Origin of the sequence: Jiangella ureilytica, from assembly GCF_004348545.1 — a bacterium.
Lineage (GTDB): Bacteria > Actinomycetota > Actinomycetes > Jiangellales > Jiangellaceae > Jiangella > Jiangella ureilytica.
In genome coordinates this window covers 48,006-69,311 of the sequence record NZ_SMKL01000013.1, presented here as the reverse complement: position 1 = coordinate 69,311, position 21,306 = coordinate 48,006, and the positions used below count along the sequence as shown (strand labels likewise).

Here is a 21,306-nt window from a genome sequence, read left to right as displayed (position 1 = left end):
GCGGCTCAGCCGACGCTGATGATCTGGTGCGAGTTGTAGGTGGAGAGCAGGTCGTAGCCGTCGTCGGTGACGAGCAGCATCTCCTCGAGCCGGACCCCGAAGTCGTGCAGCTTGCCATGCTGGGTCTCGAGCGCGAACACCATGCCGGGCTCGATCGTCTCAGGATGCTCCAGCGACCAGATGCGGGAGATCACCGGACGGTCGTACTGCGCGAGGCCCAGCCCATGACCCCACAGATTGGCGGCGGCCTGGTCCTCCTCGTTGTATCCCCAGATCTCTTGCGCCGACGGCCATTTCGAGGCGATGTCGCGGGTCGTGGCACCCGGCTTGACCGCCTCGATCGCGTCCCACAGCCACGTGTGCGCGAGGTCGTAGTACTGCTTCATCTCGTCGGTCGGCTTCCCGCCGACGCAATACGTGCGGTACACGCAGGACTTGTAGCCGTTCCATGTCAATGCGGCGAGGTCGATGATGACCAGCTCGCCGGGCCGGATGATGCGGTCGCTGAAGTTCCGCCAGTTCGGCCAGGCGTTGGGACCGGACGAGACGATGACGTCCTCGACGTCCTCGATGCCGGGGATGCTGTAGAGGTACTCGAAGCCGAAGGCCGCCACCTCGTTCTCGGTCAGGCCCGGCTTCAGGAACTGGGTGAACTCGTAGTGCAGTGAGTCGCAGATGGCACCCACCATGCGGCTGGCCTTCTGCTCCTCCGGGCTCTTGATGGCCCGCGCCTCCATCATCGGCGTCATGCCGTCGGTCCAGGTGACGCCGAGCCGGTCGAAGGCGCCGATCATGTTGATGTCGACGAAGTCGACGCCGAGCGGCAGGTCGCGGACGCCGGCGTCCTCGAGGTCGCCGACCAGCGCCTCGACGAACTTCGTCACCTGCTGTTGGGCCGCCGGTCCGGCCGCGCCCTTGATCCAGGTGTAGCTGTGCCGCACGTTCTCGTGCGGTATCCAGGGGCTGTGCTCCTTGAGGTGGAAGCCGATGTCGCCCTGCTCGTAGACGATCGGCTCCTTGCCGTCGCACAGCACGACGTAGCGCAGGCCCGGCTTCAGGCGGTTCCAGCCCGGGGTGTAGGTCGACGAGACGTAGCGCATGTTCTCGTCGTACATGAGCAGCATGGCGCCGAGGCCGTGCCGCTTCATCGCCGCTCGCGCTCGTCCCAACCGCCAATTGCGGACGGCGGGCCAGTCGATGCCCTGCTTCCAGTCCGTCGACAGACCGCCGAATGCCTCTCTCATGGTGCGGGTACCTCTCCCTCGGAGAGCGCGAAGCTCTTGTTCACCTGGTAGTCCGGCGCCTTGCCGGTCAGCACTTTCACGATCTGGCTGGTCGCCTTCTGCTGTGACTCCGCGATGGCCTGCTCGGAGTAGTACGCCATGTGCGGAGTGACCAGCAGGGTCTCCAACCCGTCCAGCAGGCCGGCCGGTGGAGGCTCGGTCTCGAGCACGTCGATGGCCGCCGCTCGGATCCGGCCGCAGCGCAACGCGTCGACGAGAGCGCCGGTGTCCACCAACGCGCCACGTGACGTGTTGACCAGCACGGCGTCGGGGCGCATGAGCTCCAGCTCGCGCCCGCCGATCAGATGTCGCGTCGCGTCGGTGGCCGGGACATGCAGAGATACGAGGTCGCTGCGTCGTAGCAGGCCGTCCAGCTCGATCGACTCGACATCGGGCCCGGCGTCGACGACGTACGGGTCGTGCACCAGGATCGTGCATCCCAGTGGCGCGAGGAACTGCGCGAGCCGGCGCGCGATGCGGCCGAACCCGACCAGTCCGACGGTCCAGTCCGATGCCCGGCGGATCGGCCGCAGACCACTCAGCCCCCAGCCGCCGGCCCGCACCAGCCGGTCGCCGTCGGTCACCCGCCGCATTGCGTCGAGGATCAGCGCGAGGGCGTGGGTCGCGACCTCGTCGACGCAGTAGTCGGGGACGTTGGTGACCACGACGCCCCGGTCAGTGGCGGCTGCCAGGTCGACGTTGTCGACGCCGATGCCGTAGCGCGCGACCACCTGCAGGCGGGGCAGCCGATCCATCAGCTCGGCTGTGACCGCGACGTAGGTGTTGAGGAGCGCGTCCGCGTCGTGCGCACGGGCCACGATGTCGTCGTAAGAACCGTCGGCGACGTCGAACGACCAGCCGAGCTCGGCGAAGGCCGCCTGCTCGACGGCGGTGTCGGGAAACACCTGATCGGTCACGACCACCTTGAATCGGGCCACCTCGGCTCCTCGCTGCATATAATGCACGATATAGATTGTCAGGTGCCGTGTCTACGGCCCGCGAGAACCACTCGTCGTGGCCGTCAGTCGATGAGACCGGCCTCGGCCATCTCGGCCCGCAGCTGCCGCTTCTCTGCCTCGGTCATCTGCGGAAGGGGCTCTGGGGCCGGGCCGCCGACCATGCCCAGCTGCTCGGTCCAGAACTTCACCCGGGCCACCGGACAGAAGCTCAACGCATCCCAGGGCTCGAGGATCCACTTGTGGTGCAGCTCGCGCAGCGGCGCCATCTCGTCGTGCAGCTTCTCGGCCTCATCGACTCGGCCGGCCAAGCCCGCGTCGACGTAGTCCTTGAAGGGAGTCGCACCTTCGCGGTCGAACATCATGTTCGTCCCGGTGAAGACGGCCCGCTGTCCGTACTTCGTCATGTTGACGAGGAAGTTCTCCTCGTTGGGATCGATGACGACGATGCTGTCGCCGACGAGCTCCCGGATGCGGATGGTCGACTCCATCGGCATGTGGTTCTTCAGTGCGCAGACGTTGGGAATCTCGCTGCCGATCCTGGCCATGAGCTCGGGGCTGATCGAGTATCCGGACTGATTGGTGTTCATGATCGTGATCCCGAGGTCGATCTCTCGGGCCACCATCGCGAAGTACCCGACCAGCATGTCCTCGCTGACGTAGCCGAACTGCGGCAACACCAGCGAGACGATGTCCGCACCGGCCGACTGCGCATGCTTGGCCAGGTCCACCGCCTCCCGCGGACTCGCGTGGGCGCAACGGTTGATCAGGAAGGCCCGATCCCCCACCTCGTCGACGGCGATCTCGAGCAGCCGCCGCCGCTCCGCACCGGTGAACACCCAGAAAGTCCCGTAGTACGAGTTGATGTACAGGCCGGGCGACTTGATCACATCGACGGCGTAGCGCAGGTTGTGACGCCAGCCGAGCTCGTCGATGCTGCCGTCGCCGTTCAGCGGAACCGTCGGCCCCGGGATGATGCCCTGGAGCATGTCGCGGGCGACGCTCTTGGCTTCCTCTTTGGAGTATGCGCGTATCGCCACTCCGCCTCCCTTTTCGCAGGTGATCGAGCCAAAGCGGCCACGTAGGCGACTGCTTGAGCAGCGCTCATACATCTTGTATGATGTGTGAAGTCAGGTCAAGAGTCGACCACACACCATCGACGACGCCCTCATGCGTGACGTCCGCACGGCCGACCGGCCATGCCATGTCACGCCTCTCGCACGCACGAAGTGCGGCAGCTTGGACGCGGGTGTCGTGCATGATCGAAGCCGGGCACGAGCAGCGGAAACAACGGCGGCGGAGTGGGGCACAAGGCTGTGCCACGATGTATGATGCCTTAGGCCAGATGCAGGAAAAGGTAGGAATATGGAAACGCGCGCAACGCGGACCAATCACCAGTTCGTCCGAGAAGCCCTCCGCCGTGGGATCCTCACGGGCCATTTCCTGCCCGGCACCCGCCTGGTTCAGGCCGATCTGGCCAAGGAGCTGGACGTGAGCACCACACCGGTGCGAGAGGCGTTGCGCGACCTCGCCGCCGACGGCCTCGTACGGATCGATGCATATCGAGGCGCGCTTGTGCAGTCCCTGAGCGAGGAAGAGATCGAAGAGATCTACCGTCTGCTCAAGGTGCTGGAACCGCTCAGCGTCGAGCGTGCGGTGCAGCTCATCAGTCCGGCAGAGCTGGACGAGGCCGAGGACATCCTCCGTCGCATGGTGGGCACCGAGCGCGGCGACAGTGCCGAGTTCGTCGCGCTCGACCGCCAGTTCCACGGCCACTTCGCCAAGGCCGCCCGCTCCCCCAGGCTGCGCTCCATTCTCGACTCACTGCGCGACAACGCCGCGGTGTACATCGCGGCATCCTTCCGGGACTCGGCAACCATGGTCGCGCACGCCAATGAGGACCACCGCGCACTGCTCGAGGCCATGCGCAACCGCGACCGCGAGGCAGCCCTCGACGTCGAGAACCGGCATCTCGAGTGGGCAAAGTCCCGCTGGGTGGAGACGGCTCGCGCTGCGGCGGCCGCCGAAGTCGAAGAGACGACCGCAGTGTCGGGCCTGCGCCGCTTCGCGACCTGAGCGGACAGTCACGACGTGCTCGTCGTCCGCCTCCTCAGGTAGAGCCACGTCACTGAGGCGGCGACCAGCGTGGCGACGCCGCCGAGCGCCAGGGCGACCCGAGCTCCCAGAGTCTCGGCGACCCACCCGATCAGCGGCCCGCCCAACGGCGTCGTCCCACCGACCGCCATCACCAGGAGCGCCATGGTCCGGCCTCGCATCTCCGGATCGGCGCGCACCTGAACCAGCGATGTGGCCACCGCGCGGAATGCGGTGCTCGATGCGCCCAGGCAGAACAGCAGCACGTAGGCGACCTCCAGGGTCGGTGCCACGGCTGTACACATCAACAGGACCGCGAAGACCACACCGGTGATCGCCAGCCCGTCCGTCGTCGGCCGCAGCAGGCCCGCGAGCGCCAGCCCGCCGACGATCGCACCCAGCCCCATCGCCGAGAACATGAGGCCGAAGACTTCGGCGTCGCCATCGAAGGTCCCGCGCGCCAGCAGTGGCAGCGTCACCATCCACTCGTAGGCGAGCAGACCGGTCGCCGTCATCAGGACCAGCGGCGCGAGCAGGTCGGGTTTGCGGCGGACGTAGGAGAACCCCGCGCGTATCTGGCCACGAGCCCTGACCGCCCGGGTCGCGGGCTGCAGCTCCCGGGTTCGCATCAACGCCAGGCCGGCGATCACGGCGAGGTAGGAGACCGCGTTGAGCAGGAAGCTGTACGCCAGCCCGATCGTCCCGATCAGCAGACCACCGATCGCCGGGCCCGCGACCTTGCCCGTGTTGATGACGATGCTGTTCAGCGTGACGGCATTGATGACCTGATCGGTACCGACCATCTCGATCACGAAGGTGTGCCGGGCCGGCTTGTCGATCGCCTCGATGACGCCGAGGAGCAACGCCAGCAGCAGCACCATCCAGACCTGGACCACGTCGGTCGCGACCAGGGCACCGAGCACGGCCGCCGGCACCGCTGCGGCCGACTGCGTCCACAGCAGGATCTTCCTCTTCGTCACGCGGTCGGCGAGCAGGCCCGCCCAGGGGCCGATCACCAGCGTCGGCAGATGCTGGAGTGCCGCGGTGACCCCGAGGATCACACCCGAACTGGTGAGCTCGAGGATCAGCCAGACCTGAGCGACCTTCTGCATCCAGGTTCCGACGACGGAGATGCTCTGACCCGCGAAAAACAGCCGGAAGTTGTAGTGGCTGAGGGATCTGAAGGTCGAGAGCATTCGCGTCACTGAGCACCCTCCCCATCGCGCCCCGCCCGCCGGCTCGAGGTCAGCGACATCGACGAACCGAGCACCTTGGCCGCGGTTCGTGCATCTTATATGATCCACGAAACACGGCTCCGGGATCCGGCGCGGCCACGTGCCGCCCTCTTCGAGAGGACCATCGTCCATGGCGCGGCGACTTCGCATTGCCCACAGCTCTCACGGTCCGGCCAACTCGCCACTCGCCATGGCGCTGGAGTTCGGCTATTTCACCGATCGCGGACTGGACGTCATCGCCGAGGAGGTCCCGAACACCGCGGTCTGCGTCGACCGACTGGCGACCGGCGACGCCGACATCGCAGGCGCACCGGGCGTACCGATTCTGCTCGCCGCGCGCGACGGCCTCGACGCCGTCGTCATCTTGAGTGCAGCGTCGGAGAACGTCTTCGGCGTCATCGGCGCCAGACACATCGCCTCGCCGCGAGATCTGGTGGGCGGCGTCGTCGGAACCACCACGGTGCACGACCAGGGCTACATCGTGCTCCACCGCGCACTTCGAGACTGGGACATCGACCCGGTTCGCGACGTCGAGACCCGCGAGCTGGGCAATCGCGGCATGGAGTGGAAGGCGATTCTGGCAGGCGACATCGACGCCTTCGCCACGACCATCCCGCAACCGATCCTCGCCCGGAAGGTCGGGCTGCCGGTGCTGCGCGACTTCATGGACGAGTCCGAGCCGTACCAGCTCGGCTGCATGGTGACCACCAGGGCCTTCGCCGACCGGCAGCCCGATGTCGTTCACGACTTCCTCGACGCCATGCTCGATGCCTACCGGGTGTTCCAGCTCGACTTCGAGACGACCCTGCCGTTCCTCAGAGCCCGCAGCAAGGTCGATGACGACGACGTGCTCGCAGAGACGCACCGAATCTTCGTGCGCGAGTTCGACCACTACGCGCCCCGGGCGGAGGCGCTCGCCAATGTGGCGCGCGATCTCGAGGCCACACTGGGCCGGCCGCTCAGCGTCGACGTGAATCGCTTGGTCGACGCTTCGTTCCTGCCCGACCGCGGGCCGGTCGATGAGGCGCACGCGTGACGACGGGGGTTCCGGTGCGACCGCTGCTCTCCGGTGTCGTCGCGAGCCCGGTGACACCGCTGACCGCCGACGGCCGGATCGACGATGCGACGTTCGCGCGACTGCTCCGGTTCCTGGTTCGCGAGGGCGCCGACCACGTCGCCGTCCCCATGCACATCGGGGAAAGCCTGAAGCTCTCCGACGCCGAGCGCCGCCGGCTCGTCGAAATCGCCGCACAGACCCTGGATCCTGCGACTCCGCTGTACGCGCACGTCAGTACGCCCGGGACCGAGCTGACCATCGCCCTGGCACGGCACGCGATCGCCGCGGGAGCCGCTGGCGTCGTCGTGACCCCGCCATACCACTGGCGTCCATCGCCGGCCGCACTCGTCGAGCACTTCACCGCTGTTGCGGCAGCGACCGCCGGCCAGGTCATCGGTTACAACTACCCGGAACGGATCGGCGTGACGGTGTCACCCGAGGTCGTCGCAGAGGTGATCGCGACGAGTCCGAACTTCGTAGGACTCAAGGACGCCAGCCTGACGATGAAGTACTTCACCGAGGTGTGCAGGGTGGGTGCGTCGCTGCGGCCCGGCTTCGCGGTGTTCTCAGGCGTGGAATACGTCCTCCCTGCCGCGGCGATCGGCGGTGCCGGCTGCTTCTCCGCCTGCGGCGGGGTGGCACCCCGGCTGGTCCGCCGCCTCGCCGACGCCGCCCTGGCCGGCGACCTGGTCGCCGCTCGGCCGTTGCAGGCGACGATCTCAGAACTGTTCAGCGCCATCGAGACCGGCTATCCCGCCACGATCAAGGCGGCCATGGCGATCATGGGCCGTCCGTGCGGCCCCAGCCGGCTCCCCGCCGAGCGGTTGAGCCTTGACGACATGAAGCGCCTGGAGTCCCGGCTGGACGATCTCGACGTGCTCGAGAGCGAGCCGCACGGATGGGAATGACCCTCGGAAACTGAAACGCCCTGGCTACAGCCTTGCCCCACAGCCTATTTAATGTATGATGTCACAACGCCGATGACCTCGGACGCTACGGGGGGAGGAAGCCATGGCACTCACAGCCATGCCGCTCGATGCCGCCGACAGGGAACTCCTCGGAATGAGTTCGCGGCCCGTGAGGGGGCGCACTCTCCCCCAGCGTGGCCGGGGCCCGTTCGTCATCGACCTCTCGAGCCGTCCGATGGCCGGCTGACCTTCCGCACGCGCTCCCCTCGGCCACGTCGAACGTGCGCCGGTACCCAGTCATTCGTCGAGAAGGACTACCTCAATGAGAGCCAAGGCCTTTCCACAGCGTCGTCGAAATGGCCGGCTAGGACCTCTAGCCACAGCGGCGCTACTCATGCTCCCGCTCGCTGCCTGCGGCGGCTCCGACAGTGGAGACGTCAGCGACGATGGCGCCTCGAGTGACATCGACCGCGAACTCGTGGTCGGGATCACCGAGGACCTCACCGGTGCCAATCCGCTCCAGCGGCCGAGCTCACTGATCTTCGGCGTGCTGAGCAACGTCTTCGACTCGCACGTCGGCCAGGATCCGGAGACGCAGGAGATGGTCCCCCAGATCTTCACCAGCTGGGAGCCGAACGCCGACGCGACGGAGTGGACCATCCAGATTCGCGACGACGTCACCTTCCACAACGGCGAGGAGCTCACCGCGGACGATGTGAAGTTCACGCTCGACTTCATTCTCAGTCCGGAGATGGGGGGCCACGAGATCAACATCTTCTGGAACACGGTCCAGGAGATCGAGGTGGTCGGCGACTACGAGCTCGTTCTGCGCACGGCCACGTCGACTCCGGGACTGATCGAGACCAGCGAGCTGGCGATCCTCCCGAAGGACTACATCGAGGAAGTCGGCTGGGACGGCTTCGACGAAGCGCCGATCGGCTCGGGTCCGTACAAGTGGGTCGAGTGGCGGGCCGGCGAGCACCTGGTGCTCGAGGCGAACGAGGACTACTGGGGCGGCGCTCCCGAGATCAAGGACCTCCGCTTCCGGGTCATCACGGACGAGGCCGCCATGGGTGCGTCGTACCAGGCCGGCGAGGTCCACGTCGCGCAGAACATCCCGCTCGAGCTGTACCGGTCGCTCGAGAACGACCCCGAACTCGGCGTCGGCACGTCCAGCTCGGCGCGCCACTACATTCTGCTCGACACGACCCGGCCACCATTCGACGACGTCCGCGTGCGGCAGGCGCTCAACCACGCCATCGACTGGGACACCATCATCGAGGAGCTGCTGGCCGGGCTGGTGGAACGCACGCCGGCGATCCTCGGCAGCGCGGAGCGAGGGTTCAACCCCGACCTGGAGCCCTACGAGTACGACCCGGAGCGGGCGCGCGAACTGCTGGGCGAGGCGGGATACCCGGACGGAGTCGACGTCGAGTACTGGGCGCGCAAGGGCGTCTTCCAGATCGAGCAGGTCGCTCCCGCCATCCTGCCGTACCTCGAAGAGGCCGGCTTCCGAGCCACCTTGTCGGTCAAGGAGCGCGGCGACGTCGAGGACCTCGCCGAGGAACGCACCCTCGCGCAGATGGTCTCGACCAACTGGGGCATCAACCAGCAGTTGATCGGCATGGAGATCTATCAGACGCGGTTCACCTGCAACGAGGAGACCATGTCCAACACGTGGGGCGGCTGGTATTGCAACCCGCGTTACGACGAACTGGCTGCGGAAGCCATCGCCCAGTGGATCGACGACCCCGAAGCCGTGGACGCCAAGACCCGGGAGATGGAGGCGATCCTGCAGGAGGACGCCGGCGTCGGATTCGCCTATATGATTCCCCGTCTGTACGGCCTGGTGAAGTCGCTCGACTGGATCCTCACGCCCACACAGAACCTGAACTTCGCCAGGGCGAGGTGGCTTTCGTAGTCGGCGGCGACAACGTGACTCAGCACGTCCGAGGTCTCACGCGGGTGGCAGCGCCTGCGACCCACCCGCGCGAGACCGCGTCGTTCAAAGGAGCGAGGTGTCACGATGGGTGAGATCCTCGGCATCGTCGGCCGGCGGGTCGTGGCCACGGTTGCCACCCTCTTCGGACTCATCATCGTGCTGTTCCACCTGCTCTTCCTGCTCGGGTCGCCGATCAACCTGATGATGGGCGAGGACGGCGGTACGCAGGAACAGGCCGACGCGATCCGGGAACGGCTCGGCCTGGACCAACCGATCTGGCAGCAGTTCCTCACGTACATGGGCAACCTGCTCACCGGAGACCTCGGCGAATCCTGGCGGTACGAACGGCCGGTGCTCGACATGATCACCGAGCGGCTGCCGGCGACGTTGACGCTCGGACTGCTCGCCCTGCTGCTCGGCGTCCTGATCGCACTGCCGCTGGGCCTGCTGGCGGCGGTCAAGCCGGGCTCCTGGCTGGACAACCTCTCCCGGGTGGGCGCGGTGACGGCGAACTCACTGCCCAACTTCTGGCTGGCGATCATGCTGATCATCGTGTTCGCCGTCCAGCTCGGCTGGGTCCCGGCCACCGGACGCGGGACCTGGCAACATCTCGTCCTGCCTGTCATCGTCCTGGCCACCGGCGTGGTGCCGATGCTGATGCGAATCACGCGAGCAGCCATGCTCGAGGTGCTGAACAAGGACTACGTCCGGACGGCACGCAGCAAGGGGCTGCCGGAACGCACCGTGCTGCGCCGGCACGCGCTGCGCAACGCCATGATCCCGGTCACGACGGTGATCGCACTGCGCGTCGGCGACCTGGTGGCCGGCACGGTCATCGTCGAGGCCGTCTTCGCCTATCCCGGCGTCGGCCGCGTCCTGGCCGAGGCCATGGCCTTCCGCGACTATCCGGTGGTGCTCGCCACCGTCACACTGACGGCGGCGTCGGTGCTGTTGGTGACGCTGATCACCGACATCATCTACACCGTCCTCGACCCGCGAGTGAGGATCAGCTGATGCGCCGGCAGGAGTCCGCCGGGGTTGCGGACCTCGAACCCGTCGTGCCGATCGGTGAGCTCGAACCGGCTACCGGCCGGCGCCGGCGCCGCAGCCTGCGCGGCCACACCACAGGCATCATCGGCACGGTGATCGTCGTGGGTATGGCGCTGGCCGCAATCGTGGGGCCGTGGCTCCTCGGCATCGATCCGAACGCCCAGGAGCTCTCGGACCGATTGCTGCCGCCGTGGTCGCAGAGCGGGGACGGTTCGACGCTGCACATCCTCGGCACCGACGACCTCGGCCGTGACGTGCTCGCCCGGGTGCTCGAAGGCGGCCGGGCGTCGCTGAGCGTCGTCGCGCTGGGTGTCGTCGTGGGCTGCAGCCTTGGGATGACCGTCGGGATCACCTCCGGATTCCGAGGCGGCCGCCTCGACATCGTGCTGATGCGAGTGGTCGACGCGCAGCTGGCGATCCCTCTGCTGATCAGCGCTCTGCTGGTCGCGACGATCCTGGGCACGGGGTTCATGAACACTGCCGTCGCGCTCGGCATTGCCAGCTGGGCCGTCTACGCCCGGCTGATCCGGGCCGAAACCTTGAAATTGCGCGGGCTGGACTTCTTCGAGGCCACTGTCGCCTTGGGCTCCAGCGACCGGCGGCTGGTCTTCCGCCATCTGATCCCCAACCTGATCAGCACCGTCTTCGTCGTCGCCAGCCTGGAGATGGGAGGGCTGGTCGTGACCGAGAGCTCGCTGAGTTACCTCGGGCTCGGCATGCAGCCGCCGGATGCCAGCTGGGGCTCGATGATCCGGTCCGCCCAGCCGCTGATCACCACCGCATGGTGGCTTGCCGCCATCCCCGGAACCGCGGTCATGCTGGTCGTCCTGGGCTTCAACCTGATGGGCGACTGGTTGCGCGACGTCCTCGACCCGCAGTCGAAGCAGAGGGTGTAGCCATGGTCGCCGAACCCGTCTCGATCACCGGCCGCGAGAAGAACCGCGGCGGTCCGGAACCCGTGCTCTCGGTGCGCGACCTCGTCACTCGGTTCGACACGCGCTACGGCCGGCTGACCGCTGTGCGCGGCGTCTCGTTCGACCTCTACCCGGGCGAGACGCTGGGAGTGGTCGGCGAGTCCGGCTCGGGCAAGAGCGTGACGATGATGTCGGTCCTCGGCCTGCTGCCCCCGAACGGACGAGTCGTCGGCGGGCAGGTCCGGCTCGGCGACCGCGACCTGCTCTCGATGCGCACGAACGCCCGGCGCAGTCTCCAGGGCAAGGAGATCGCGACGATCTTCCAGGATCCGATGTCGTCACTCAATCCGGTCCTCAGCATCGGCGCGCAGATCGTCGAGTCGCTGCGGTTCCACCAGCAGGGTCTCGGCCGCAAGGCCGCTCGCCAGCGTGCTGCCGAACTGCTGCGCATCGTCGGCGTCCCCAATCCCGAGCAGCGGCTCGACGAGTATCCGCACCAGTACTCCGGCGGCATGCGGCAACGAGCCATGATCGCCATGGCGCTCGCGAACGATCCGCGCATCCTGATCGCGGACGAGCCGACCACCGCTCTCGACGTCACGACCCAGGCCCAGATCCTGGGGCTGCTGAAGGACGCGAAGGCGCGCACCGGCGCGGCTGCGATCATCGTCACGCACGACCTGGGTGTCGTTGCCGAGACCGCGGACCGCGTCATGGTGATGTATGCCGGACGAGTGGTCGAGGTCGGCGACGTCGAGCAGGTGTTCCGCCATCCTCGGCACCCGTACACTCACGCCCTGCTCGCCAGTTCACCCCGCGTCGACGAGCGGATGGACAAGCTCGCGCAGATCCAGGGCCGGCCGCCGGACCCCCTCGAGACTCCCCCCGGCTGCCCGTTCCAGCCGCGCTGTCATCAGGCCGGTAGTCGCGAGATCTGCCGTACCGAGTTGCCGCCGCTGCAGCAGATCGAGCCTGCCCACTGGTCGGCCTGCCATTTCGCGGCAGAGCGGTTCGCCGACCTGGCAACGCGCCCTGCCGCAGAGGTCCAGGCCGCCGGCGGGCGTGCGGTGGCGCAGGACGAGGTGCTGCGGATCGAGGGGCTCAAGGTCCACTTCCCGATCGTCCGCGGCGTGCTACGCCGGCCGGTGGGAACCATTCGCGCGGTCGACGGCATCGACCTGGTGCTGCACCGCGCCGAGACGCTCGGCATCGTCGGCGAATCCGGGTGCGGGAAGACGACGACCGGCCGGGCCATCGTCCGGCTGGTCGACCCCACCGAGGGCCGTGTCGTGTTCAAGGGCGAGGACGTCACCGGGTACGACCGCGACCGGCTGCGGTCCGTGCGCAGGAGCCTGCAGATCGTGTTCCAGGACCCGTACTCCTCCCTCGACCCGAGGATGAAGGTCGGCGCGCTGGTCGGGGAGGCGCTGCGCATCCATGGCGCGCCGAGGCCATCGCACCGCGACCGCGTTCGTCGGGTGCTCGACCTGGTGGGGCTGCGGGCTGAGGACGCGGACCGGTACCCGCACGAGTTCTCCGGCGGCCAACGCCAGCGCATCGCCGTCGCCCGATCGATCATCCTCGATCCGGACGTGCTGGTGCTCGACGAGCCGGTATCCGCCCTCGACGTCTCGGTCCAGGCACAGACCATCAACCTGCTGATGGACCTGCAGCGCGAGCTGAACATGGCGTTCGTCTTCGTCGCCCACGATCTCGCCGTCGTCCGCCACATCTCGCACCGCGTCGCCGTCATGTACCTCGGCAAGGTGGTCGAGGCCGGCGACAACAACGCGGTCTACGAGAACCCTCTGCACCCCTACACGCAGGCGCTGCTCTCTGCAGTCCCCGTCGCCGACGTCGACGCCGGCGAGCGCCCGCGCATCGTGCTGTCCGGTGAGGTTCCCAGCGCGGCGAATCCGCCGTCGGGATGCCGCTTCCGGACCCGTTGCTTCAAGGCGCAGTCGATCTGCGCCGAGCAGGAACCGCCTCTGGTGTACACGCCCACCTCGGAACACACCGTTGCCTGCCATTTCCCCGGGCCGCATCCGATCCCAATGAGGTGACCGTTTGAAGATCACGCAGGTCGAGGCGACGATGCACCGCGTCGCCACCCAGGTGCCTCTGCTCGAGGCGCCGGTCGTGCGCAAGTTCCTCCTGGTGCGGATCGAGACCGACTCCGGCATCGTCGGCTGGGGGCTGACCGCGGGCAGCCAGCGATACGTCGTCCAGAACATGATCAACAACGAGTGTCGCGAGCTCCTCGTCGGCACGGACCCGCTCGCCACCGAGCGGCGGTTCGACGAGCTGCAGGCGAAGCTCAATGCGCGGGCACAGACCGGCGCGTTCTCCTCCGCCCTCAGCGCGATCGACATCGGCCTGTGGGACATCAAGGGCAAGGACGCCGGCCGGCCGGTCTGGCAGTTGCTCGGCGGGTACTCGAACACCGTCCCGGCCTACACGACCTTCGGGCTGCGGGCGTACAGCCGGGAGCAGCTCGGCGAGGTCGCCAAGGAACTGGTCGGCAAGGGTCACGACAAGCTCAAGATCCGCGTCGGTGAGTACGGCAACGGCGAGGCCCCGGACGAGGACGCCGCCCGGGTCATCGCGGTGCGCGAAGCCGTCGGCGACGGCGTCCAGCTGATGCTGGACGCGAACTACAAGTTCAAGCTTCCACACGCGATGCGCCTGTGCCAGCTGCTCGAGCCGTACGGGATCACCTGGCTGGAGGAGCCGGTATGGGGCAACGACCCGCGCCTGCTGGCGATCCTTCGCCGCAAGACCAGCATCCCGATCTCCGCCGGGCAGAACGAGGGGTCGCTCGCCCGCCATCGTGAGCTGCTGATGAATGAGGCGGTCGACATCCTGCAGCCCAACGTCGTGCACCTCGGCGGCTACACCGAGGGCGCAAAGGTGGCCGCGCTGGCCAGCGCCTGGAACACGCCGATCGCCAACGGCGGCGGTTGGCCACTGTACAACATGCATCTGCAGGGCGCCGTTGCCAACGGGTGGCGGGTGGAGTTCCACATGGACGTCTGGAACTCCGCTCCGATGATCTACCGCGACCCGCCGTTGCCCGAGAACGGTGTGCTGCGGCTGCCGGACGCGCCTGGTCTCGGCCTCGAAATACGCGAGGACGGGTTCCAGGAGTCACTCGAGACGGTCGAGCGCCACCAGCCGGCCGGTGCGCGATGACCGCCCGCGCCGACCTGACCCATGAGCTGGCCGGCACCGCGCTGCGGATCACACTCGACCGGCCGGACCACCGCAACGCGTTCAGCGGTGACATGATGCACGCCTTGGTCCGGTGCCTGCGCGAGGCCGAAGAGCGCGAGTGCGCGGTCGTGAGCATCGAGGCGGTCGGCGAGGACTTCTGCACCGGCCGCGACCACAACGAGTCGCCCAAGGTGTCGACCAGGTGGACGCACGAGCAGTGGCGAGCGATGACCAAGGACGTGTTCGGCGCGTTCGGGGCGTTCGGCGGCGCGACGGTCGCAGCGGTCAAGGGCCGCGCGGCCGGGTTCGGTGCGCTACTGGCGACCTGCTGCGACGTCACGATCGCCGCCGACGACGCGCGTCTGGCGTTCGACGAGGTGGTCCTGGGCTTCGCGCCACGCGGCGTGATGTCCCGGCTCTTCAACCGGCTGGGCGAACGGCGGTTGACCGAACTGGTGCTCACAGGGCGGTCCGTGCCGGGCAACGAGGCCTGGGTGCTGGGCTTGGTCACCGAACACGTGGCGCCGGAATTGCTGGCCGGCCGGCTGGACGAGACCGTCGCCACCCTCACCCGGCACGATCGCACCATCCTGCGCGCGGCCAAGTCGTACCTCGCCGAGCTCGCCACGATGAACCCCGCGGATCGCGTCCGCCTCGGCACATCTGACCGGCTGCACCCGGTCGACGGCGCCAACGTCTAGGAGGTCACCGATGCCCTCGTTCTCGATCGACCAGATCCGGGAGCTGACCGTCCGGATCTTCGTGCAGGCCGGCGCCCCCGTTGAGCACGCCCAGCAGGTGGCCGCGGCACTCGCCGACAACCACCTGGCCGGCCACGACTCACACGGCATCCAGCGCATCCCGCAGTACGTCGGGGCCGTCCTCGACGGCGCGATCGTCCCGACGGCCAGTCCCACCGTCCTCCAGGAGACGCGAACCACCGCGGTCGTCGACGGGAACTGGGCTTTCGGTCAGGTGGCCGCAAACTACGCGGCCGACTTGGCCATCGAGAAGGCACTGGAGTCGCAGGTCAGCGCGGTGACGATCGTGCGGATGAACCATACCGGCCGGCTGGCGCTGTTCACCGAGCGCGGTGCCGACCGCGACATCGCGATGTTCATGGCGGCCGGCAGCGGAGCACGCTACACCGTTGCGCCGTTCGGCGGGGCCGCGCCGTCGCTGGGGACCAATCCGGTCGCCTTCTCGGTGCCGACCGGTGAGGACCATCCGGTCACCCTCGACTTCGCGACGGCGGCGATCGCCGCGGGCAAGGTCAAGGTGGCACTGTCCAAGGACGAGCCGCTGCCACCCGGAGCGGTCGTCGACAAGCACGGGCAGCCGACCACGAACGCGGCAGACTACTACGACGGCGGCCACCTCGTCCCGTTCGGCGGTCACAAGGGCTACGCGCTGTCGGTCATCGCCGAGCTGCTGAGCGGCCCGTTCTCGGGCGCGGACGCCTACACGAACAACACCAAACGTACCGGCGGCTTCCTCTTCGCCGTCAACGCGGCGGCCTTCCGGAGCATCGAGAGCTACCACGCGGCGACGGCGGCCGTCACCGACCGGCTGCGGAGCGTGCCGCCGGCCGCCGGCTTCGATCGCGTGCTGGTGCCGGGCGACCCGGAGGCGGCCAGCAGGCGGGCCCGCAGCCTGACGCCGCTGGAGATCCCGGAGAAGACCTGGGCCGCCGTGTGCGCGGCGGCCGACCGGGTGGGTCTCAGCGCCGAGGATCTGCTCGACGGCGCCGCCGTCGGCTCGTAGCCGGCGCTGGAGTCCGACCGTTTCCAGCGCGCCTTGCGCTGAACACAGCAATGTATACAATGATGGATACCTGGGGACACTTCCTCGGTTCGCAATGACGCGAAGGCCAGGAGGACTGACGTGCATGACCTCGGTGGAGTTCTCACGCGTCGGGCGTTCTACGGATTGTTGACACTCTTCCTGCTGATCACGCTGGTCTTCTTCGTCACACGATTCGTCGGCGATCCCGTCGCCATGCTGGCCGGCAGCGACCCCACCGAAGAGATGCTGCAGCAGATCCGCGAACGCCTCGGCCTCGACGTTCCGGTCTGGCAGCAGTACGTCACCTTTCTCGGCGACATCGTCCGCGGCGACCTGGGCGACTCCTACAGCCAGGGCGTGCCCGCGGTGGAACTGGTCGCGGAACGGCTGCCGGCCACGCTGCTGCTCGCCGTACTGGCGCTCCTGCTGGCGATCGTGATCTCCATTCCGATCGGCGTGATCGCCGCCATCCGCCCGGGCTCCCTCATCGACTCCGTCGCGCGCGTGCTCGCCGTGCTCGGCCAGTCGGTGCCGGTGTTCTGGCTGGCCATCCTGATGATCATCTTCTTCGCGGTCAACCTGCGGATCCTGCCCGCCGGCGGCACGGGGACCTGGCAGCATCTGGTGCTGCCGGCTGTCGCGCTGTCGATCTCGTCAGTGCCACTCACCATGCGACTGACCCGCTCCGCCCTGCTCGAGGTGCTGAACAAGGACTACATCCGGACGGCGCGCGCCAAGGGCTTGAGAGAATGGGAAGTCGTCATCAAGCACGGCCTGCGCAATGCGCTGATTCCGATCGTCACCGTGCTCACGCTTCGCCTCGGCGACCTCATCGGCGGCGCCATCGTCCTCGAGCAGGTCTTCGCCTATCCAGGACTCGGCCGGCTCGCAGTTCAAGCCCTGCACGTCCGCGATTTCCCGGTCATCCAGGCATTCATCATCGTCACCGCCGCAGCGATCATCCTCATCAATCTGATCGCCGACGTCATCTACACGGTCGTGGACCCGCGCGTGCGGGTGAACTGATCGGCCACAGGACGAGCCGAAAGGTCCAGAGGTGAGCGCAACGAAGACTCCGGCCGGCACCGACGGCCGTCCGGCCGACGGTCCGGCCCGTCCGGTCCGGCCACGGCGCCGGTGGCGGCGTGCGTGGCGGCGACATCGGCTGGGCGTGCTCGGCATCGTCATGGCGTCGTTCGTCGCGCTCAGCGCGATCTTCGGTCCGATCATCGTCGACTTCGATCCGAACGAGCAGGTGCTGACCGACCGGCTGCTCCCGCCCGGCACCGAGGGCGAGGCGGGCTACCACCTGCTCGGCACCGACAACCTGGGCCGTGACGTTCTTGCCCGGGTCCTCGCCGGCGCCCGCGCATCACTCGGCGTGGTGCTGGCAGCCCTCATCCTCGGGGCCGCCATCGGCGTCACGCTCGGCGCGATCGCCGGGTTCTACTCGGGCTGGCGCGACAACCTGATCATGAGGGTCGTCGACGCGCAGCTGGCGCTGCCCACCATCATCGCCGCCCTGTTCATCGCGGCGGTGCTCGGCACCGGCTACTGGAACACCGCACTGACGCTGGGCGTCACGAGCTGGCCCGCCTACGCGCGGCTCATGCGGGCGGAAGTCTTGCGGATCAGGGAGGAGGACTACATCGACGCCAGCATCGGACTCGGCGCACCAGACCGTAACCTGATCCGGCGGCATGTCTTCCCCAACCTGGTCAGCTCGCTGTGCGTGGTGGCCAGCCTCGAGCTCGGCCGCACCGTGCTGACCGAGAGCTCGTTGAGCTACCTCGGGTTCGGTATGCAGCCACCGGACGCGAGCTGGGGCTCGATGATCCGTGACGGTCAGGCCTACATCTTCGAGGCGCCCTGGCTGGCGACCGTTCCGGGGGTCTACATCATGCTCACCGTCCTCGGCATGAACCTGCTCGGTGACTGGCTGCGCGACGTGCTGGACCCTCACCATGAGTGACCGCAGCAGCGCCGTGGCGCCGGCCGGTTCGCTGACCCGGAGGACAGGAAGCATGGTTGCTGAACCCATCTTGTCGGTGCGTGACCTCGTCACCGAGTTCGACACTCGGGACGGTGTCGTGCACGCCGTGGAGGGCGTGTCGTTCGACCTGTATCCGGGTGAGGCGATCGGCATCGTCGGCGAGTCCGGGTCGGGCAAGAGCGTCACCTCGATGTCGATCCTCGGGCTCGTGCAGCGGCCGCACGGACAGGTGGTCTCCGGCGAGGTGGTCTATGAAGGGCGGGACCTGCTGAAGGTTTCGCCGCAGGAGCTCCGGGCGATCCGCGGCCGCGACATCGCGATGATCTTCCAGGATCCGATGACCTCGCTCAACCCCGTGATCAGCGTGGGCAAGCAGATCCGAGAATGCCTGCGGACCAAGAACCCCGGCATGTCCCGCTCGGCGCTGCGGCGCCGGTCGGTCGAGCTGCTGGACCTGGTCGGCGTGCCCGACCCGGGAAGGCGGGTTGGCCAGTACCCGCACGAGTACTCCGGCGGCATGCGCCAGCGCGCCATGATCGCCATGGCCATCGCCAACGCGCCCAAGGTCCTCATCGCAGACGAGCCGACGACGGCGCTGGACGTCACCATCCAAGCGCAGGTGCTGGACGTGCTGCGCACCGCGCAGGCCGAGACGAACGCGGCGACGGTCCTGATCACCCACGACCTGGGCCTGGTCGCAGAGTTCGCGTCCCGGGTCGTGGTCATGTACGGCGGCCGAGTGGTCGAGACCGGCGATGTCGAGTCGATCTTCGCCGAACCGAGGCACCCCTACACGGTTGGACTGCTGTCCAGCCTGCCGAGACTCGACACCAACCTGAAGCAGCTGTCCCCGATTCCCGGCCAGCCGCCGAGCGCAGTCAACCGGCCTCCCGGCTGCCCTTTCAATCCCCGCTGCCGGCTCCGGCAGGACCGAGCGATCTGCACCGAGGTGGTCCCGGCGCTGAGCGGCGACGCCCACCGGTCGGCCTGCCATTTCATCGAGGAGGTTCCGACGCTTCGACGGACCGTCGAAGAAGAGATCGGGCGCGTCCTCGTCACCACCGCCAGGGAGCCGGCGGAGGCGGACGTCGGCGCCCGCCTCCCCCCGCCCGCGAGCCTCGAGCTGGTCGAGCCGAGCGACGAGCCCGCGCCGTCGGGCAAGGAGATCCTCCGGGTCAGTGGGCTGAAAGTGCACTATCCGATCAAGGCGGGCATCTTCGGCAGGACCGTGGGGACCGTGCGGGCCGTCGACGGCGTCGACGTGACTCTGCGTGCCGGGCAGACGCTCGGTCTCGTGGGCGAGTCCGGCTGCGGCAAGTCCACCACCGGCAAGACGATCATGCGCCTGCTCGAGCCGACCGCCGGAAAGATCGAGTTCCACGGCGAGGACATCACCCGGGCGTCGCGCAGTGACCTGCGTGGCGTCCGCCGCCGGATGCAGATGGTGTTCCAGGACCCGTACTCGTCCCTGGACCCGCGGATGACGATCAGGGAACTGATCGGCGAGCCGTTGAAGCTGCACAAGACCTACCGCGGCCGCGACGTCCGCACACGGGTCGGCGAGCTGATGGAACTCGTGGGCCTCAGCCCGGAGCACGGGCGCCGTTACGCGCACGAATTCTCGGGTGGCCAGCGCCAGCGGATCGGGATCGCCCGGGCCATCGCACTGGAACCGGACCTGCTGGTGCTGGACGAGCCGGTGTCGTCGCTCGACGTGTCGATCCAGGCCCAGATCATCAATCTGCTGATGAAGCTGCAGCAGGAGCTCGGCATCGCCTACCTGTTCATCGCACACGACCTGGCCGTGGTCCGGCAGATCTCTCACGAGGTCGCCGTCATGTACCTGGGCCGGATCGTCGAGGTCGGCGAGAGGGACGAGGTGTTCGACCACTCCACCCATCCCTACACACAGTCACTGCTGTCCGCCGTCCCGGTGCCCGAACCCGTCAAGCAGGGTCGCCGCGAGCGGATCGTGCTGGTCGGCGATGTGCCGAATCCCGCTGCGCCACCCCCCGGCTGCAACTTCTGCACTCGCTGCTTCAAGGCGCAGGACCACTGCAGGGAGGTCGATCCGGACCTCGAGCCCCACTTCGGGCACCTCTCGGCATGTCACTTCGCCGGGCCCCGTGACCTTCTCACCTAGGAGCGCCATGCCCTACCTGTCCGCCGACTTCGACGACGACGTCGCCCGGGTGGTGTTCGAACGACCTCAGCACCGCAACGCGTTGGACCTGGACACGCTGGACGCTTTCACCGAAGCGCTGCTCGAGGCCGAACGCCGCGGCTGCCGCGCGGTGCGGATCAGCGGTGCCGGCGACGACCTGTCCGCCGGCCGCGACCACCGCGAGCGCGCCCATGCCGACCCGGCGCGCTGGCACAGCGCCAGCCGGTCGGTGGCGGGAGCACTGCAAGGCTTCGGCGGCCTGTCGATCGTCGCCGCCCGAGGCATGGCGTACGGCTTCGGCTGCGTGCTGGCCGCCACCGCCGACCTGTGCATCGCCAGTGAGTCGGCCCGGTTCGCTCTCGACGAGGTGCCACGGGGCTACACGCCCAAGTTCGTCATGGGTCAGCTCATGGTCCGGCTGCCGGAGCGCGTCGTCATCGACTTGGTGTGTACCGGCCGCACCATCGGGGCACAGGAGGCCATGCGGCTCGGGATCGTCAGTCAGGTGGTCGACGATTTGTGTCTCGAGGCGGCTGTCGACCGGCTGACTGCACGGATCACCAGCAACGACCCGCGTGCCCTGCGCGACTCGAAGCGGCATGTCCGGGGGCTGGCCACCCTCACCGAGATCGGTCGCCGGGAGGCAGCTGCGATCTACACCGGCGCGAACGTCATCATCCAAGAGGCATGACGTCACACAGAGCTGCCTCGC

The 21,306-nt window shown here is 67.9% G+C and carries 18 protein-coding genes; 14 read left to right on the top strand and 4 right to left on the bottom strand.

Annotated elements, in window-relative coordinates; translation table 11 throughout:
* Positions 1-5: 5 nt before the first annotated feature.
* The 3 genes from E1212_RS07910 to E1212_RS07900 form a co-directional block, all read right to left on the bottom strand.
* Positions 6-1,244, bottom strand: a complete 1,239-nt coding sequence (locus E1212_RS07910; protein WP_131981049.1) for a M24 family metallopeptidase — start codon at positions 1,242-1,244, stop codon at positions 6-8.
* Complete coding sequence (locus E1212_RS07905) at positions 1,241-2,221, bottom strand: C-terminal binding protein (protein ID WP_162605380.1); 981 nt, start codon at positions 2,219-2,221, stop codon at positions 1,241-1,243. The genes E1212_RS07910 and E1212_RS07905 overlap by 4 nt, the downstream gene beginning before the upstream one ends.
* Positions 2,222-2,304: 83 nt before the next feature.
* Positions 2,305-3,351 carry a dihydrodipicolinate synthase family protein gene (locus tag E1212_RS07900; protein WP_131981047.1) on the bottom strand — a complete coding sequence of 349 codons (1,047 nt, stop codon included), beginning with the start codon at positions 3,349-3,351 and terminating at the stop codon, positions 2,305-2,307.
* Positions 3,352-3,604: 253 nt separating this feature from the next.
* Between E1212_RS07900 and E1212_RS07895 the strand changes: the two genes are divergently transcribed.
* Entirely contained in the window at positions 3,605-4,315 is a 711-nt protein-coding gene (locus E1212_RS07895) for a GntR family transcriptional regulator (RefSeq protein WP_131981045.1), read from the top strand.
* 8 nt (positions 4,316-4,323) lie between these two features.
* Here the strand turns inward: E1212_RS07895 and E1212_RS07890 are convergent, their stop codons facing one another.
* On the bottom strand, positions 4,324-5,529 hold the full coding sequence (locus tag E1212_RS07890; RefSeq protein ID WP_203416602.1) for an MFS transporter: 1,206 nt from the start codon (positions 5,527-5,529) through the stop codon (positions 4,324-4,326).
* Positions 5,530-5,698: 169 nt separating this feature from the next.
* On the opposite strand from E1212_RS07890, the gene E1212_RS07885 reads away from it, so the two are divergent.
* The 13 genes from E1212_RS07885 to E1212_RS07825 all read left to right on the top strand — a co-directional run bounded on the left by E1212_RS07885 (position 5,699) and on the right by E1212_RS07825 (position 21,285).
* Positions 5,699-6,604, top strand: a complete 906-nt coding sequence (locus tag E1212_RS07885; RefSeq protein WP_131981042.1) for an ABC transporter substrate-binding protein — start codon at positions 5,699-5,701, stop codon at positions 6,602-6,604.
* Between the two features lie 14 nt (positions 6,605-6,618).
* Positions 6,619-7,533: a dihydrodipicolinate synthase family protein gene (locus tag E1212_RS07880; RefSeq protein ID WP_162605378.1), complete on the top strand. Its 915-nt coding sequence runs from the start codon at positions 6,619-6,621 to the stop codon at positions 7,531-7,533.
* 394 nt (positions 7,534-7,927) lie between these two features.
* The gene (locus E1212_RS07875; protein ID WP_162605377.1) at positions 7,928-9,454 is read left to right on the top strand and encodes an ABC transporter substrate-binding protein; all 1,527 of its coding nucleotides are present in this window, start codon (positions 7,928-7,930) and stop codon (positions 9,452-9,454) included.
* A gap of 105 nt (positions 9,455-9,559) precedes the next feature.
* On the top strand, positions 9,560-10,489 hold the full coding sequence (locus E1212_RS07870; RefSeq protein ID WP_131981035.1) for an ABC transporter permease: 930 nt from the start codon (positions 9,560-9,562) through the stop codon (positions 10,487-10,489).
* The gene (locus tag E1212_RS07865; protein ID WP_131981033.1) at positions 10,489-11,421 is read left to right on the top strand and encodes an ABC transporter permease; all 933 of its coding nucleotides are present in this window, start codon (positions 10,489-10,491) and stop codon (positions 11,419-11,421) included. Before E1212_RS07870 ends, E1212_RS07865 begins: the two co-directional genes overlap by 1 nt.
* 2 nt (positions 11,422-11,423) lie before the next feature.
* Entirely contained in the window at positions 11,424-13,502 is a 2,079-nt protein-coding gene (locus E1212_RS07860) for an ABC transporter ATP-binding protein (RefSeq protein ID WP_162605376.1), read from the top strand.
* A gap of 4 nt (positions 13,503-13,506) precedes the next feature.
* A complete protein-coding gene (locus tag E1212_RS07855) occupies positions 13,507-14,631 on the top strand; it encodes a mandelate racemase/muconate lactonizing enzyme family protein (protein ID WP_203416600.1) in 1,125 nt (374 codons plus the stop codon).
* Positions 14,628-15,353, top strand: coding sequence for an enoyl-CoA hydratase/isomerase family protein (locus E1212_RS07850; RefSeq protein WP_131981029.1), 726 nt, complete (start codon positions 14,628-14,630; stop codon positions 15,351-15,353). The genes E1212_RS07855 and E1212_RS07850 overlap by 4 nt, the downstream gene beginning before the upstream one ends.
* Positions 15,354-15,363: 10 nt before the next feature.
* Entirely contained in the window at positions 15,364-16,416 is a 1,053-nt protein-coding gene (locus E1212_RS07845) for an Ldh family oxidoreductase (protein WP_131981027.1), read from the top strand.
* A 120-nt stretch (positions 16,417-16,536) separates the two neighbouring features.
* Positions 16,537-17,463, top strand: coding sequence for an ABC transporter permease (locus E1212_RS07840; protein ID WP_238992273.1), 927 nt, complete (start codon positions 16,537-16,539; stop codon positions 17,461-17,463).
* A gap of 31 nt (positions 17,464-17,494) precedes the next feature.
* Positions 17,495-18,409 (top strand): ABC transporter permease, encoded by a 915-nt coding sequence (locus E1212_RS07835; protein ID WP_131981023.1) that lies wholly within the window; start codon positions 17,495-17,497, stop codon positions 18,407-18,409.
* A 52-nt stretch (positions 18,410-18,461) separates the two neighbouring features.
* The gene (locus E1212_RS07830; protein WP_131981021.1) at positions 18,462-20,573 is read left to right on the top strand and encodes an ABC transporter ATP-binding protein; all 2,112 of its coding nucleotides are present in this window, start codon (positions 18,462-18,464) and stop codon (positions 20,571-20,573) included.
* Positions 20,574-20,580: 7 nt separating this feature from the next.
* The gene (locus E1212_RS07825) at positions 20,581-21,285 is read left to right on the top strand and encodes an enoyl-CoA hydratase/isomerase family protein (RefSeq protein ID WP_131981019.1); all 705 of its coding nucleotides are present in this window, start codon (positions 20,581-20,583) and stop codon (positions 21,283-21,285) included.
* The last annotated feature ends 21 nt before the right edge of the window (positions 21,286-21,306 follow it).

Excerpts from the sequence above, each read along its gene's own strand:
- E1212_RS07895 (WP_131981045.1), top strand. The coding sequence starts at position 3,605 with ATGGAAACGCGCGCAACGCGGACCAATCACCAGTTCGTCCGAGAAGCC.
- E1212_RS07890 (WP_203416602.1), bottom strand. The coding sequence starts at position 5,529 with ATGCTCTCGACCTTCAGATCCCTCAGCCACTACAACTTCCGGCTGTTT.
- E1212_RS07850 (WP_131981029.1), top strand. The coding sequence starts at position 14,628 with ATGACCGCCCGCGCCGACCTGACCCATGAGCTGGCCGGCACCGCGCTG.
- E1212_RS07900 (WP_131981047.1), bottom strand. The coding sequence starts at position 3,351 with ATGTATGAGCGCTGCTCAAGCAGTCGCCTACGTGGCCGCTTTGGCTCG.
- E1212_RS07860 (WP_162605376.1), top strand. The coding sequence starts at position 11,424 with ATGGTCGCCGAACCCGTCTCGATCACCGGCCGCGAGAAGAACCGCGGC.
- E1212_RS07875 (WP_162605377.1), top strand. The coding sequence starts at position 7,928 with ATGCTCCCGCTCGCTGCCTGCGGCGGCTCCGACAGTGGAGACGTCAGC.
- E1212_RS07865 (WP_131981033.1), top strand. The coding sequence starts at position 10,489 with ATGCGCCGGCAGGAGTCCGCCGGGGTTGCGGACCTCGAACCCGTCGTG.
- E1212_RS07870 (WP_131981035.1), top strand. The coding sequence starts at position 9,560 with ATGGGTGAGATCCTCGGCATCGTCGGCCGGCGGGTCGTGGCCACGGTT.
- E1212_RS07830 (WP_131981021.1), top strand. The coding sequence starts at position 18,462 with ATGGTTGCTGAACCCATCTTGTCGGTGCGTGACCTCGTCACCGAGTTC.
- E1212_RS07885 (WP_131981042.1), top strand. The coding sequence starts at position 5,699 with ATGGCGCGGCGACTTCGCATTGCCCACAGCTCTCACGGTCCGGCCAAC.
- E1212_RS07825 (WP_131981019.1), top strand. The coding sequence starts at position 20,581 with ATGCCCTACCTGTCCGCCGACTTCGACGACGACGTCGCCCGGGTGGTG.
- E1212_RS07845 (WP_131981027.1), top strand. The coding sequence starts at position 15,364 with ATGCCCTCGTTCTCGATCGACCAGATCCGGGAGCTGACCGTCCGGATC.
- E1212_RS07910 (WP_131981049.1), bottom strand. The coding sequence starts at position 1,244 with ATGAGAGAGGCATTCGGCGGTCTGTCGACGGACTGGAAGCAGGGCATC.